We start from the raw sequence: 16,391 nt of genomic DNA, 5'->3' as shown, positions 1-16,391 counted from the left end.
CTCTTTTAAAGAAAAGTTCACTGCTCCCTCAATTAGCTAACTCCACTGCCTCTGCCAATATCGGGTTTAAATCAAACCAGGATTCGCCCCCATCTCGGTATTCAAACACAAATCTACTACGGATTAGCTTTTGGTATCCTTGGTCATCACTGACTTTCTTCTTTCGCTTAACATAACGTAGTAATTCCCACTCCGAATCTGAAATCGGCATCATCATCTCATTACGACGAGAGCGAATCACTTGCTCTAAGGTATTGCCAGAGAGTGGAAGTGTCATTTCCTCCTGTATCAAGGTATTGAGCAACCTGAGCAAATCTCGCACATGACCACCACTCAGTCTGCACAGGCGTTCTAAGGTTTCTGCACTATCGAAAATTTCAGTAATGTAGTTTAACCGCTCGTCTGGTTGTAAATCAGGGAATGCCCTAGCCAGTACCATCTGCTGCATCAGCCCCATCCCCTGTTCATGTACGCTACCGTCTGGCCATTGCACTGGAACCATCGGCAGTACCTTCGGGTCTTCCGGGAATCTTTGGGTCAGCATTCCGTAATCGTTGGAGAACTTCAGCGCCAGGGGCATTGTGAAAACTAAATGGCAATTCAGCTTTGTCAAAAACTCCCCCTGATCCACAAACAGGTACTCCTGCTGTGGACGACCCCACGGCTTGATCCGGTTATCTATGCGGTCAAGGTTATCGACTATCACCACCAATCCCTTTTTCCCCTGCTGCTTCAGTTTGGCGATCGCTGGCTCTAGCAGTTCTCGATTAATCGCTTCCAGCAGTCTGGTTTTCTGTGGCCCCAAGTATTGATTCAGCTTCTCCCGCAGCATCGGGTTGCTTTTTGTCTTCGCTGTAATTTCTCCAATTCCCAGTGCTAAGGAGAATTTCTCCTTTTCAGTAGACAAGCCAATATCGCCTGCTGGTGTTTTTACCTTAAACCCCGTTACCTCGGAGTCCAGCACTCTCAAGGCACCTTGCAGCAGTTCGTGGAATTTGTTCGGTTCATCAAGCGTGATTTTCTCCAGACTTTGGCTTACACGATGCGCGATCGCTAGCAACACATCTGCAATGTCTACGTCCGTCATTTCTAAGTCTTCACTCGACTCAAAATATACTACGTGATAACCTGACTCTTCTAATTCTACTTGTAGCCTTATTAGTTCTGTCGATTTCCCACAGCCGATATGCCCAGTGAATAAGGTGCAGGTGGGTTCGTTCGCTTTGAAGAATGTGATTTTCTGCTTCAGCTTGCCAATAATATCGCCGCCCCTCACAGAGGAAAAGTCAATGTAGTACTTCTTATCTGAACCTTGATTCACGTACAAAGTCCGGCTGGGGTCTGTTCGCTGGAAAAACTCTAGTAAATCTATGCTCATAAATAATTTAGTGAGTACTCAATACTGAATAATTTTTAATAGAAGAATAATTAGCTATTTTTCCAGTTATTAAATAAGACTACACTGCTTTTCACCCCATATCTTAAGTGTTTATGACTTCACGTGGATATTCAAGCTCCTTGCAGTCTCAAAATTTCTACCATAATCAGACTTAACCGTTACTTGCTTGATGAACGCGGAATAGGACATAATTTCTGATTAAAAGAAATAAAATCGGGGACTTTTAAAGTGTTGTCCCCTGGTTTATATAGAAGTTCGATATGTGCTATTATTCAGCTAGAGTTTTGTGTTTTACGCAGAAATAACAAAAAACTTTTAAAGCTGCCTATATAAGGATTGGACGCAATAAACCAAGCCCAATACAACACCCTTGACTTCAAGAGAACAATCGCAGGCTGTAGAGGAGCGATTGTAACAAGGGCAAAGGATTGGCGATCGCTTACATTGGCACACTTTCACAAAAATACTCTACTGAGTTATTCATCTCAACAGAGTATATAAATTTACGTTTATTACCTTTTCACTAAGACTTATTTTATACAATAGCAGATATTAGTACCTCTGTATAAGTACTGGAAATATTGATTGTAGCGATCGCCAACTTTTCTTTTCCATTAATTCGCCTCCATATAGTTAGTGGAGCGACAAATAAAAAATCGGTGTACAATTTCAAGCAATTTACCTTCACCAAAAGGGATTATCTCTTGCTACTAGTGCTGACCTTGGATCGCATATACGCACTCATTACCGTTCATCCCGCAACCACTCCAACCCAATCCTCAAAGCTGCCTCCGCCGTGTAATAAATCTTTTGTTCCCCGAATATCCCACCCGTGCGGCTGATGATGCGAAACTGCCAGCAATGCCCTGGCGTGTAAAAAACCATTAGGATACTGCTGTTGACACAGAGTACCGTGTAAACTTTCACTTGGGGCATTTATTGCTGTTGTAGGTGTGATGATTTTAATTGTCTGGGATTTCTCACCCAATCAACCCCAAATGTCGATGAAATGCTTCAACTGCATTCGCCACACCATCTTCACCCCTGATTTTCTCACCTAACTCCTGGGCTTTTTTCTGCATCACCTCATCACCCAGTACGATTTCAATCGCTGCTGCTAAAGTTTTATCTGACACTTGATTGTACGGTATCGGTGCAGGGCTGACTCCCAAGCGAGTTAGCTTTTCTCCCCAAACTGGCTGATCTGCAAAAAAGGGTACAGTAATTGATGGTGTCCCTGCACGTAACACTGCTGCCGTTGTACTAGCTCCTCCGTGATGTACTACTGCTGGCACTTGGGGAAACAGCCAATCATGTGGAACTTCCTTGATCACAAACACTCGTAGCGAATCTTTTATATTCACCGTTCTTCCAACGTTACCCCAGCCTGACAATATAATCCCGCCTTGATGGGTTTTCTTTAAAGCTTCCACTATATAGTGTGTGAGATATTCTGGATTCGGCATCGTCATGCTGCCAAATCCAAAACACAAAGGTAATTGCTTTCGTCCAAGAAAATCCTCTAGTTCCAGAGGTGGCTCATATTCGGAGGCTTGGTCAATAAACCAAAACCCAGTTACATACACCCATGCAGGCCAGTCACGGGGTCTTGGGATGACGTGCGAACTAAATCCATACAATATAGGGATTCGTGATACATTCGCCGGAGTCTTCTGTCTGAAGCGTCTGCCGAAATATGGTAGAGGCGGCAATTTCAATGTTTCTGTTCTGAAGTGATTGAGCAATTTCCGATATCTTTGCCAGTGCAAAAACTCTACTAGTAAGTAGCTACCATAATTTATCGCTTTCTTTAGCGGGTTTTTAGCTATTTGAGCAAACCTCAAAAACCCAAACATCCCTGTAGGAGTCAACGGCAGAACTGATGCAAAAAAGCAGGGTACGCCTAATTTCTCTGCAATGTGATATCCAAAGGTAGCTAACGGTGTGTAGATAATCACCTCACTTCCAACACACGCACTCCAAGCTGATTCCAACTGTTGAAGTAAAAGCTTATCTCCTTCTTCTTTTTTCAACTTTTCTCCCGCAATCAATCGCTGCCCTTGTTTCGATTGCAGAAACTCTTCCATATTGCCAGCGATCGCCGCAAACTTTAAATCGAACTTCCTCACAAATGGCTCAAAGTTCTCATGCGTTGCGACTGTTACCTCATGCCCCGCACGCTTCAAGCCAATAGCTAAAGCACAGTATGGTTGCAAATCTCCTCTTGAACCTACTGTTAGGATCGTAATCTTCAGTTTCCGGCTTGGTGCTATAGGTAGACTTTGGCTCAAATGCTTTTTCAAAAATGAAAACTCCAGTATCCAAAAATTGTACTAATTTCCTGTGCCTCTGGGCGATAAACCAATACAGTTGAAATCAGCCTGCTTTTTCGTAACTGTTCCCTTGCCTTCACAGAAAAACTTTCTTAACCGAACCACATTGAGCCAATAGCGTAGGCGCAGCCCGTCGTAGACATCGCTATTGCATTGATTAATATACAGTCAAAGCAATTCCCTTGACCAATTTCATGAAATGGTCAAGGGAATCCCGTTATCTTTGGGTTTTAAATTGAGAATAAATGGCACAGCTTTCAATACCCAATCGGACACGGGTGTATAATTAGCAGCTTCTTCTCCAAAGCTAATAGAAAGCATATCTGTATGAATAATCCCTGGATTGAGCGGTATAGCTGCCATACCAGTTGGCAATTCTTGTGCCAAAGAACGAGTTAATCCTTCTATTGCCCACTTGGAAGCGCAGTATGGGGCAACTTGGGCTGAAGTCGAACGTCCCCAGCCTGAACTAAAGTTAACAATAATACCCCGTTTCTTTTTCACCATTGCTGGTACGAAATAGCGAATTATATTCGCTACTCCTTTGATATTGATATCTATAAGATCCGAAAATTCTTCAGATGGTATTTCCCACAAAGGTGCTGGATAATTGGTAATTGCCGCATTATTAATTACTATATCTGGCGGTGAATATTTTTGAAGTACGTCTTGGGCCCATTTTTCTACAAGTTGTTCATTTGCCACATCTACAGATGTGAAATCGTTGGGCACACTAAACTTTTGGCGTATTTTATCGATTGCATCTGATGAACGGGCGCAACCAATAACAGTATGTCCCTGTTGAATAAAACTCTCAGCCATCGCATAACCTAGACCTTTACTTATGCCTGTAATTAGGATGAGCTTACTCATATTTTTTTATTATTCCTGCTCTAAATCAATAATTCGTGGGAAAAAATAACCGCTACCTCTTGCTGTAATAATTAATTCTGGGTTATTGGGATCGGATTCTACCTTTGTCCGCAATCGTGAAATATGCACATCTACCACACGGGTGTCTGTACTCATCTCTGGTACAAAGCCCCACAATTGCCGTAATATTTCTAACCGCGAAAAAATCTTTCCCGAATCATTCACTAACAACTCTAGTAAGCTAAATTCTATACCTGTCAACCGAATGCGTTGCTCATTTTTATGGACTTGCCGCTTACTTATATCGATTTTCAGGTCGCCTGTATGAATTATAAAAGAGTTAGGAATAGTATTCATACTAGTTTTGTGGGAGCGCCGTTTTAGTACACAGGCAATTCGAGCTTCTAGTTCTTTGGGTGAGAAAGGTTTCGTCATGTAGTCATCAGCACCCAGTTCCAGCCCAGTGATTCGGTCTGCTACATCTGCCAATGCTGTTAGCATAATAATTGGTACGTCTGATTGTTTCCGTAATTCTTGACAGACACCGTAGCCATCCAGCTTTGGCATCATCACATCCAGAACGATTAAGTCGGGAGTTTCTTTACGAAAAGCTGACAAAGCTTCTTCACCATCAGAAGCTGTAACTACACTGTAGCCAATCATTTCTAACCGCGTCTGTAAAATCCGCCGGATGCTGGCTTCGTCATCTACTACTAAGATTGTGCCTTTCTCACCTGATAAGTTTCTCAACGCTGTTCCTCCACAGCGAGAACTCTTAACCCTTCATTATCTGCTTATTAGGAGTCAAAACTGCGAAACAGTCTTGAGTTAGAGTCATGATTAAGAAGCGATCGCTTAATACTTGCATCTGTACAACAGATTATGCTGGGGCATCTACCCGAAAACAGATTTGTACACAATTAATAAATTCTTCAGCAAGAAACTCGTATTTTCCATAGTTTTGGTGTACCTTGTTAATTCCGTGCAATTATTAATACTCATCTTCTCCCAAATTTACTCATCCAAATTTTAAGCCAATGCCTTCAAGGGAACAGCCAATGAATACTTCTAATGAGATACATACTAAGAAAATCATCAAAAAATCTGATAAGCTTACCCTGAGACAGATGAAGCTAATCGAGGAGGCTGAAGACCAACTTCTTCAAGCTAATACTGTCAATTCTCCAGCCCCTGTGGTTGAGGTTGAGGAGAAACCAGTACCGATTTCAGAGCCTAGAGTTCCCGACTATATTCCATTCCTTGACAATCCTCCAGTACAATCTGTGGGCAATTCCGGCTGGCAGGTTTCTGATGTCTGGCGGGATATCCGCGTGGATGATTTTTGTAATTAAAGCAGGCAATTTGTATTCCCAGACGGTTCTGCATCAAGGCGGTTGCAATTATACATGATCCGAATCTTAGAGATTGAGGGACAGGAACCTGATCAGGGAGAAAAGTTTTCCCGAAGGCATACTTGTGCAGCAATACCTCTGTCTCTTCGCTGAACCAATATTATGGCAACCGCCTGAGCAACTTTTGTAAACTATCTTTGCACCAAGTCAAAGTTATAGTTGCATTGTGTATATAATAAGTTACGGCTAACTATAACTGAAAGTTAGCACCCTGTAAATGGTTATCGCTTGGATTACGCATCAAAGACGATACCAAAGACAAGCAAAATTCATCGGCAGCGTAATAGTTTGTATTCCGTTGCCAACATGCACCCTCCGCGATCGCATGTTGGTGAAAGTGTTGTATATCAAGGGAAGTAGTGTTAATCGTAGTTTATGGCGGATAAAAGATAAGGGTATCTTATTTTGTCTTCAACCTAATTCTTGCCATACTATACTAATTTATCTCTTGTCAAGTGAAATCATCTATCTAAAGACAGTTTTTTTGGAACCCAAGAAGGAAATATGCTGTTAATAACAATTTAGTCTCAGCTTTGCTCAGTTTCTAATGAACTGAAGCAGGATCTTAAGATATCTTGCAAAGCTCCTCGCTGGAATAAATTGAACAAACCTTCGATACCCTTGCAGAGCAAAGGCATCTAAATTATAAGAATCCTTCAATAGCAAGAGTTTCGACGTTTTTTAATTGAGCCTCTTTTTTCGTCAATATCCTTATCCTAGCAAGGGTTTCAGAAATGCTGTGCGTTCGCCCTGGATACCCTTGGGACAACATCATAAAAAATGGGGAAGCTTCAAACAACTTAAGTAACTGAGGTGAACAGACAAGCAACCGAAAAAAGCCTCCCCATTTTTTATAACTTGATGAATACCCCACGATTTATAGTGTTGCCAAGACAGATACCCCAAAAAAGTGTCACTGTAACCATAAGTTTGCCGCTTTTGAAAGCATAACCTTGCCGCAGGATGTCACTTAAAGGATAAAGTGGCCGTTTTTAAAGGATAAAGTGGCCGCCCCAATCAAGCTGGAATGCTATTTTTACGTTGCACACAATCTGCACCGATAACTTCGTTAAGCTTGGCTAACGCATTCAAATCTCTTAAACACCCTTCCCTACTAAGTTCTGCTTTGCGGTCACTTTATGTTTTAATTTCGGCCACATTATCCTTTAAGTGACATCACAAAAAGGTTTGTTCAATTTATTTTTGCTTAACCCCTAAGATTCGGTTTGAACTAGCACCCAAGCCAACCAAAGCCGAAAAAGCCGCCCTTGGTAAAACAGGATTTGCCCTGATCGCAACTCGTTGGGTAATTGAACGCTCAAACGCTTGGATGGAACGATGCAAGAGTTTGGTGAAAAATTTTGAGATAACTCTCAGCAGCAGCTACAGCAAAGCTCAACCTTTGTTTCATCAGATTGATGCTCAAACGGCTAGCTAACAAATAGATCCCAAATGGGTTCTATACCAGTTGCGTAAGTCCTAACTAAGTACTGAAAAGCCTACACTATAAAGAAAAATGCTACAATGATTACACCTTCACATGAAAATTTAGGTGCAAATGTACAAGCACTAAGTAACAGTGGGTATCTGGGTATGCCAGCAGATGCTCCAAAAAGTTTGTCAGAAGTTTTACAAAGAGCAGTCAAAAAGCATTCTGGGCGAGGCTTAACATATATTAACTTGGATGGCTCTGAGTATAATCAATCGTATCAAGATTTACTTGAGGAAGCGCAAAAAATCTTGGGAGGGTTAAGGAAACTGGGACTCAAACCCCAAGACAAAGTAATTTTTCAGTTAGAACGAAATCAAGATTTTATTGCTGGTTTTTGGGGTTGTATTTTAGGAGGTTTTATCCCTATACCAGTTCCTGTGCCAATTAATTATGAAGAAGGCAGTAATAGTACTAACAAGCTTCATCATATTTGGCAGCTATTAGAACAATGTTTGATCCTAACAGATATTAAATCAGTATCGAAAATACGACCTTTGTCAAAACTATTTCAATCAGAGCAGTTTGAGACAATCGCCATTGATGAGTTACGAGAGTGCGAACCAGATAAAAACTTGTATGTCAGCCAACCAGAAGATTTAGCATTGCTAATGCTTACTTCCGGTAGTACAAGTATACCCAAAGCGGTAAAAATCTCTCATCAGAACTTGTTAAGTATGACGGCAGGCACAATCGTGATGAATGGCTTTAACCGTCAGGATGTAACCTTGAATTGGATGCCGATGGATCACGTGGGAGCGCTAGTGTTCCTTAGCATTATGGCAGTGGATTTGGGTTGTCAGCAAGTTCACATACCAACGGAATACATTTTGCAAAATCCTCTCAACTGGCTAGATTTGATTACTCGTCACCAAGGAACAATTAGCTGGGCTCCGAATTTTGCCTTTACCTTATTGTGCGATCGCGCCGAAGAAATTAGCCGTAAACATTGGAATTTATCTTCCATGAGGTTTTTGGTAAATGCTGGGGAACCTGTTATCGCCAAAACTGCGCGAAATTTCCTGAAATTACTGGGTCAACATGGGTTACCATCCACTGCACTGCACCCAGCTTTTGGTATGTGCGAAACCTGTTCAGGAATCACTTGGTCAAATAGTTTCTCTTTGGAAACCACCTCAGACGAGGATACCTTTGTTTCGGTTGGTGGTCCCATACCCGGAGCATCTGTGCGGATTGTAGATGAAAATCAACAAGTGGTGGAAGAGGGGACAATTGGACAGCTGCAACTTCAGGGAAATTCAGTAACCATAGGCTACTACCAAAATGAGGAGGCGAACCAAGAAGCTTTTACAAAAGATGGTTGGTTTAACACAGGTGATTTAGGATTTTTAAAAGGTGGATGTTTAACAATTACAGGACGACAAAAAGATGTAATTATTGTTAATGGAGTAAATTATTATAGTCATGAGATAGAAGCTGTTGTTGAAGAATTAGGAGAGGTTGAAGTTTCTTATACCGCTGCTTGTGCAATTTGGAATGAAAATAGAAGTACAGATAGATTAGCTATATTTTTTAACACAGAAAAGACTATTGATAATGGTTTAGTGGAGCTAATTAAATCAATTCGCACTCACGTTGTCAAATCTATTGGGATTAATCCTAATTACTTAATTCCGTTAGAAAAGACAACTATTCCGAAAACTTCTATCGGTAAAATTCAAAGAAAACAATTAAAAGAACGGTTTGAAAACGGAGAATTTAAGGAAATTGTTGCTCAAATTAGCACAGCTTTGGCTGAATTAAAGGCACAGAATTTTGTTTCGGGGAATGAGTTGGAACGTGATGTAGCCGAGATTTGGCAAGGAGTATTACAGATTCCGGAAGTGGGGATTCACGATAACTTTTTTGAGTTGGGTGGACATTCTGTAATGCTAGCACAAGTTCACAGTAAGCTACAGGAATTATTTGACACAACCTTGTCAGTTGTAGATTTATTTAAATATCCGACAATTCATACAATAGTTGAATATTTGACAAAAAAAGATTCATTAGAGGGATCATCCCAAGACGGAATTGCCCGTGCGAAATTGCGAACATCAGCAGTTAATCAAAGAGATGTAGCGATCATTGGCATGGCTTGTCGCTTCCCAGGAGCAGAAAATATTTCTCAATTTTGGCAAAATTTATGTGATGGAGTGGAATCAATTTCTTTTTTCTCTAAGGAAGAAGTCCTGAATGAAGGTATTCACAAGCAACGATTGGAGAATAAAAACTACGTTAAAGCTGCACCTATTATCAAAAACATCGAAGAATTTGATGCCAACTTTTTTGGCTATAGTACACGAGAGGCGATGATCATAGATCCCCAACAACGCTTATTCCTTGAGTGTGCTTGGGAAGCACTTGAAGATGCTGGTTACGATGGAAACACCTATGAAGGTGCAATTGGTATGTATGCAGGTGCGGGGATGAATACATACTTCATGCACAATTTATTCCCCAATCGGAATCAGTTTAATGCTGAAGATGGACCTAATTTAATGATGCTGGATTCTATGGGAGGATTCCAAATTCAAATTGCTAATGATAAAGACTATTTACCTACAAGAGTATCTTATAAATTAAATCTCAAGGGTCCAAGTCTGAATGTACAAACGGCTTGTTCAACTTCTTTAGTAGCGATCCACACAGCTTATCAAAGTGTGGTCAGTGGGGAGTGCGACATGGCTTTAGCGGGGGGAGTATCGGTTAGTGTGCCCCAAAAAGCAGGTCATTTATATGAAGATGGGATGATTTTGTCTCCTGATGGACATTGTCGCGCCTTTGATGCTAAAGCTCAAGGTACGATTTTTGGCAATGGTTCAGGAATAGTTTTATTGAAGAGATTGAATGAAGCCATCGCCGATGGGGATCATATTTACTGTGTGATTAAAGGGTCAGCCATTAATAATGATGGAGCTATGAAAGTGGGGTATTCTGCTACTAGCCAGGAAGGCCAAGCTACTGGTGTGACTGAGTCGATTGCTTTAGCAGGAATTAACGCTGAAACTATTACTTATTTTGAAACTCATGGTACAGGAACTTCCATGGGAGACCCCATTGAAGTGGCAGCTATGACTCAGGCTTTTAGATCAACTACTAATAAATTAGGATTTTGTGCTATTGGTTCGGTAAAAACAAATGTAGGACATTTACAAATTGCTTCCGGAGTTGCAGGGTTCATAAAAACTGCATTAGCTTTAAAATATAAGAAAATACCACCAATCTTACATTTTGACCAACCCAACCCTTTGATTGATTTTGCCAATAGCCCATTTTATGTAAATAAAAAGTTACAAGACTGGAAAACTGATGGAATTCCTAGACGTGCAGGGGTTAAATCACTGGGAATTGGTGGTACAAATGCTTGTTTAATTTTGGAAGAACCACCGAATCAAGTCAAAACAGGTCGTGGGGAGGGAAGCAAAAATAATGATTATCAGGAGCGTTCGCTTCACCTGTTAACTTTGTCAGCTAAAACACCAAAAGCACTCGAAGAGTTGGTCAGTCGTTATGAGCATCATCTGGAAAGCAACGTAGAGTTAGAAATAGCAGACATCTGTTATACAGCTAATACAGGACGTAGTCATTTTGATCATCGATTAGCAATTATCGCCCCTGACACTCAAGTTTTAACTGATGAATTAGTAAAAATTAGTGCGAAAGAAGAAATTAATGGTGTATTCACAGGAAAACCTTCTAGTAATAATCAATCATCATTAATTGCCTTCCTGTTTACTGGACAAGGTTCACAGTATATAAATATGGGAAGGCAACTCTATAAAACCCAACCTGTCTTCCGTCAAACCTTAGAGCAGTGCGAACAAATTCTACAACCATATTTAAAAAAATCGATTTTAGATATTATTTACCCAGAAGATAATCAAAAATTAAACAGTAGTATTATTGACCAAACCGCCTATACCCAAGTAGCTTTATTTGCAATAGAATATGCTCTTTATAAACTATGGGAATCCTGGGGAATAAAACCGGATGTGGTGATGGGGCATAGTGCTGGGGAATATGTGGCAGCCACAGTAGCAGGAATATTTAGTTTAGAAGATGGTTTAAAACTGATTGCTCATAGAGGAAGACTAATGCAACAGTTATCCTCTGGGGGTGAAATGTTATCTGTAATGGCTTCAATTGAAAAGGTAAATCAACTAATTGCACCATACTCTCAAAAAGTAGCGATCGCATCGATTAACGGACCCCAAAGCATTGTCATTTCTGGTGAGGCAGAAGCAATTGGAGCGGTTCAAAATAGCTTAGAAGCAGAAGACATTAAGACAAAACGACTGCAAGTATCTCACGCATTCCATTCACATTTGATGGAACCAATGTTGGCGGACTTTGAAGCAGTAGCATCAGAAATAACCTACAATCAACCAAATATTCCATTAGTATCAAATGTAACGGGAGCTAGGGCAGAGAATAGTATTGCCACAGCAAGCTATTGGGTAAATCATGTCCGGCAACCGGTGAAATTTGCCCAAAGTATGGACGCATTACAGCAAGAAGGTTATTCCATCTTCTTAGAAATTGGACCCAAACCAACTTTGTTAGGCATGGGAAGACAGTGCTTGCCAGAAGATGTGGGAGTTTGGTTGCCTTCTTTGAGACCAGGTCAAGAAGACTGGCAGCAAATGCTACAAAGTTTGGCTGAACTATATGTGCATGGAGTTAAAGTTGATTGGTTAGGGTTTGATAAAGATTATTCTCGTAGCAAGGTAGTATTGCCGACTTATCCCTTTCAACGGCAACGTTATTGGATCGAGGCTTCCCAGGGATATACGAAACAACTGAATCAACAAATGTATCCACTATTGGGAATTAAGGTAGAACTACCATCCACCGAGCAGATAATTTACCACCAGCATATCAATCTAACCAGTCATCCCTGGATTAGAGACCACAAACTCTACGAGACGGATGTAATTCCCGGTGTGAGCTATATTGCCATGACATTTGCAGCTGTGGGTACACCAGTAGCGGTGGAGGAGGTTAACTTTATACAACCTCTAATTTTGGCAACCGCCAATACTACCCGTGAAACAGAACTGTTGATTCACCCTGCTGATACTACCCAGACTAAACAAAAAGTACAAGTTTTTAGCCGAGATACTACCTCCAAAGACCAATGGGAGCAGCATGCTGAAATGACTTTAGTGAAGACCCCCCCGTCTTTGCCAGTTTTAAACCTAGACATCAAAGCTCTCAAGCAAAAGTTGAGAGCAATTGATAATGATAATTTAAAAGAAATTTACAACCAAATGTATGTGAACACAGGCTTCTGGATCGGTCCGATGCTGGATGCAATGCGTCAGGTTTGGGTAGGCGAAGGAACTTACCTTGGGGAAATCGAAGTGCCACAAGCCTTGGAATCCCAACTTGCTGGGGAACCAATCCATCCAGCTCTTCTTGATGCCTGTGCTCGCGCAACTCCTGAGATTTTAGATTCTCGTCTTGATGAACCAGGAGTATTTTGGACTCCATGGAAGGTGCAGGGGATGACCCTGAGTCGTCCAGCTCCGCGCCGTTTCTATGCCTATGTTAATCAACCCACTCGATTCAATGAACAATTGCAGACCCGTACTTTTGATATGCATCTACTAGATGAAAAGGGTCAGTCCTTTGGTCGCATTGACGGTTTTACCCTTCGACGTGCTCCCCGTGAAAAATTTTTGAGGAGTTTGCAACTTACACAAACGGAATCAATTACAGATTGGTTGTATTCTGTGGAATGGAGAAGCAAAGGTCTTTTGGGTAGGCTGCCAGCCCCTGATTTCCTGTTAACACCAGTAGAAATAGAGCAAAAACTGACGAAGGACCTTACAGAATTAGTTACTCAGATAGATGACAATAGTACTTTGCTTTTCGCAAGAAGCTTAGAGGAATTAAGCGTAGATTATATAGTGCAAGGACTGCTGTCAATGGGTTGGTCATACAAACTGGGAGAGACTTTTGACTCCGATACAGCAGCCCAACGCTTAGGAGTAGTTCCAACTCAGCAGCGATTATTCAAGCGTTTATTACAAATATTATCAGAAGCGGGCATTCTTGAGTGCAAACAACAACAGTGGAAGGTTGGACAAACCTTGGAAAAAGTCAACCCCACGGGAAAAAACCAGAATTTACTTCGCCAAGCTCCAGATGAAGCTGCAACATTGACATTATTAGACCGTTGTGGTACTCAACTGTATGGGGTACTGCGAGGAGCAGTAGACCCAGTGCAACTGGTTTTCCCCCAAGGAGATTTAACTACAGCAACCCAACTGTATGAAGATTCAAGTGCAGCCAAGGTGATGAACACTATTGTGCAAAAAGTCATCACCCAAGGCACCGAGAAACTACCTCCGACAAGAGGAATACGGTTATTGGAAATTGGAGCTGGAACAGGAGGAACCACTAGTTATGTTCTACCCAATCTAAATCCAAGCCAGGCACAATATCTGTTCACAGATATTGGAGCATTATTCACTGGTAAAGCCCAAGAAAAATTCCGTGATTATAAATTTTTAAAATATCAAACCTTAGATATTGAAGAAGACCCAGCAACCCAAGGATTTGAATATTATCAATATGATGTAATTATTGCAGCCAATGTCCTCCATGCAACAACTAATATCAAGCAAACACTATCCAATGTGAAGCAATTGTTAGCACCAGGGGGAATGTTAGTTTTGTATGAAGCAACAACTCGCACAAGTTGGGTGGATTTAGTCTTTGGATTGTTAGAAGGATGGTGGAAGTTCCAAGATTATCAATTAAGACCAGACTATCCTCTGCTAAGTCGTAGTAATTGGAAGAAAGTGTTAGAGGATACAGGTTTTACTCAGGTAGTTACCTTGCCAGAAGTTCAAGGAATGCCAGAAATATTGTCTCAACAAGCAGTAATTATAGCTCAAGCACCTCAAACAATTGAGTGCACTGGATCAACAGCGAAGAGTTGGTTGCTATTCGCAGATGATAAAGGAGTTGCTCAACAACTAGCAAGACAACTAAATTCTCATGGAGATGTTTGTACCTTAGTATTTGCTGGGGACAAATATGAACAAATTGCCCCAACAGAGTTTACTATTAACCCCAATAACCTATCAGAATATGAGCTACTCATAAGGGAACTAGCAACATCTTCACCATCATTAAACGGAGTAGTGCAATGTTGGAGTATCTCTTCAGGAGTAAGTAAAACTATCAATTCTGACGAATTAGAAAAGTTATCTTTCAATGGGTGTGGCACCACCTTATTTTTGCTACAGGCATTAGTCAAAGGGGGGTTATCTCAACCACCCTGGTTATGGTTAGTAACTTCTGGTTCTCAACCAGTACCGACGAATCACCCAGTCATACCAGGAGTTGCCCAATCTTCACTATGGGGAATGGGTAAAGTGATTAACTTAGAACACCCAGAACTCAACTGTGTACGCATAGATTTAGACCCACTGCAGGCCATAGAAGATCAAGTAAATGCACTATTTAATGAAATCTGGTCTCTGGATAAGGAAGACCAGGTAGCATGGCGTGGTAATTCTCGTTATGTAGCTAGGTTGGTGCCCAGTTCTTATAGGCAAACCTTGATCGAAGGACGACAGTCATCATCAGATAATGTAAATACTCAAAAGCCTTTAAGTTTCCGCTCCGATGCTACCTACTTAATTACCGGAGGTATGGGAGGTTTGGGCTTACTAGTAGCCCATTGGATGGTATCCAAGGGAGCCAAGAATTTAGTCTTGGTAGGGCGCAGTTCACCGGATGAAGCCGCCAAGAAAAAACTCACGGAGTTGGAAATGGCCGGAGCGGCAGTGGTAGTAGAAAAGGCAGATGTGTCTGATATTACAGCTATTACAAGAGTGCTGCATAACATTGAGAACTCCAAGATACCATTAGCGGGGATAATTCATTCTGCGGGAATGTTATCTGATCGGGTATTGGCAAATCAAACTTGGTCAAGCTTTGAGAAAGTGATGGCTGCCAAAGTCCAGGGAGCTTGGCATCTGCATCAATTAACTCAAAATCAGTCATTGGACTTTTTTGTGTTGTTTTCTTCTGTTGCATCCCTGTTGGGTTCTTCTGGTCAAGGAAATTATTCTGCAGCCAATGGGTTTCTTGATGGTTTAGCCCATTATCGTCAAGCTATGGGACTACCAGGATTGAGCTTGCATTGGGGGGCAGTTTCTCAAGTGGGAGAGGCTGCAGAACGAGGTGTCGAAACTAGGATTCATCAACAGGGTATGGGTGTGATATCTCCGAACCAGATGTTAGAATGCCTAGAATTACTAATGAGTGGTAATGCTAGACCGGAAGGTAAGCTATCAGACGCTGAAGTAGGGATTGTGCCAATTGAGTGGTCAGCATGGCAAGAGAAAGTAGCCAATTGGACATTTTTGTCAGATTGGCAAAAAATTATCCAAACAACTTATGGTGTAACTGGCTCGGAATTTCTGTCTAAGTTGGAAGCTGCAGCGACCGAGGAGCGTCGTTCCCTATTAGTGGCTCATATCCGTCGTCAATTATCCTTAGTCGTGGGAATCAATAATCCCGAATCTATTTCATTAGAAACTGGCTTTTTTGACCTGGGTATGGATTCTTTAACTTCTGTGGAGTTGAGGAATAAGTTGCAAACTAGTTTGAGTTGTTCGGTACCATCTACTTTGGCTTTTGATTATCCTACAGTTGGTAAGCTAGTAGATTATCTAGTATCAAATGTTCTTTCTATGGAATTTTGTAATTTATCTGATGATTTGGAGTTGCAAAACGAGAATGAAACTGAATTAACAATTCCTGCAGAGCTAGAAGAACTTTCGGAATCAGACGCTGAAGTTTTGCTTCTTGAGAAACTTAGAAATATTAGTTACTGAAAATAAATTTAAATAAATTTTTAC

The 16,391-nt window shown here is 41.2% G+C and carries 7 protein-coding genes and 1 pseudogene; 3 read left to right on the top strand and 5 right to left on the bottom strand.

Features of this window, described 5'->3' with window-relative positions:
- Nucleotides 1-28: 28 nt before the first annotated feature.
- The 5 genes from GJB62_RS33435 to rpaB form a co-directional block, all read right to left on the bottom strand.
- The gene (locus GJB62_RS33435; RefSeq protein WP_114086016.1) at nucleotides 29-1,378 is read right to left on the bottom strand and encodes an AAA family ATPase; all 1,350 of its coding nucleotides are present in this window, start codon (nucleotides 1,376-1,378) and stop codon (nucleotides 29-31) included.
- A 772-nt stretch (nucleotides 1,379-2,150) separates the two neighbouring features.
- Nucleotides 2,151-2,387, bottom strand: coding sequence for a hypothetical protein (locus GJB62_RS33430; RefSeq protein ID WP_159402663.1), 237 nt, complete (start codon nucleotides 2,385-2,387; stop codon nucleotides 2,151-2,153).
- Nucleotides 2,380-3,702: a glycosyltransferase gene (locus GJB62_RS33425; protein ID WP_114086018.1), complete on the bottom strand. Its 1,323-nt coding sequence runs from the start codon at nucleotides 3,700-3,702 to the stop codon at nucleotides 2,380-2,382. The genes GJB62_RS33430 and GJB62_RS33425 overlap by 8 nt, the downstream gene beginning before the upstream one ends.
- Before the next feature lie 222 nt (nucleotides 3,703-3,924).
- A complete protein-coding gene (locus tag GJB62_RS33420) occupies nucleotides 3,925-4,605 on the bottom strand; it encodes an SDR family NAD(P)-dependent oxidoreductase (RefSeq protein WP_114086019.1) in 681 nt (226 codons plus the stop codon).
- 9 nt (nucleotides 4,606-4,614) lie between these two features.
- Nucleotides 4,615-5,355, bottom strand: coding sequence for a response regulator transcription factor RpaB (gene rpaB, locus GJB62_RS33415; protein WP_114086020.1), 741 nt, complete (start codon nucleotides 5,353-5,355; stop codon nucleotides 4,615-4,617).
- Nucleotides 5,356-5,663: 308 nt separating this feature from the next.
- Between rpaB and GJB62_RS33410 the strand changes: the two genes are divergently transcribed.
- The 3 genes and pseudogenes from GJB62_RS33410 (at nucleotide 5,664) to GJB62_RS37230 (ending at nucleotide 16,367) form a co-directional block, all read left to right on the top strand.
- A complete protein-coding gene (locus GJB62_RS33410) occupies nucleotides 5,664-5,957 on the top strand; it encodes a hypothetical protein (protein WP_114086022.1) in 294 nt (97 codons plus the stop codon).
- Nucleotides 5,958-7,233: 1,276 nt separating this feature from the next.
- Nucleotides 7,234-7,462 (top strand): annotated as a pseudogene (locus GJB62_RS33405) (hypothetical protein); the annotation flags it as partial.
- A 79-nt stretch (nucleotides 7,463-7,541) separates the two neighbouring features.
- Nucleotides 7,542-16,367: a type I polyketide synthase gene (locus GJB62_RS37230; protein WP_114086021.1), complete on the top strand. Its 8,826-nt coding sequence runs from the start codon at nucleotides 7,542-7,544 to the stop codon at nucleotides 16,365-16,367.
- Nucleotides 16,368-16,391: the final 24 nt, after the last annotated feature.

Origin of the sequence: Nostoc sp. ATCC 53789 (genome assembly GCF_009873495.1) — a bacterium.
Taxonomy (GTDB): domain Bacteria; phylum Cyanobacteriota; class Cyanobacteriia; order Cyanobacteriales; family Nostocaceae; genus Nostoc; species Nostoc muscorum_A.
The sequence above is the reverse complement of the archived record's forward strand: the minus strand, read 5'-3'. Positions and strand labels throughout refer to the sequence as shown.

What these genes read in the sequence shown, in the direction of transcription:
- GJB62_RS33435 (WP_114086016.1), bottom strand. Translation starts at nt 1,378, where the DNA reads ATGAGCATAGATTTACTAGAGTTTTTCCAGCGAACAGACCCCAGCCGG.
- GJB62_RS37230 (WP_114086021.1), top strand. Translation starts at nt 7,542, where the DNA reads ATGATTACACCTTCACATGAAAATTTAGGTGCAAATGTACAAGCACTA.
- GJB62_RS33410 (WP_114086022.1), top strand. Translation starts at nt 5,664, where the DNA reads ATGAATACTTCTAATGAGATACATACTAAGAAAATCATCAAAAAATCT.
- GJB62_RS33420 (WP_114086019.1), bottom strand. Translation starts at nt 4,605, where the DNA reads ATGAGTAAGCTCATCCTAATTACAGGCATAAGTAAAGGTCTAGGTTAT.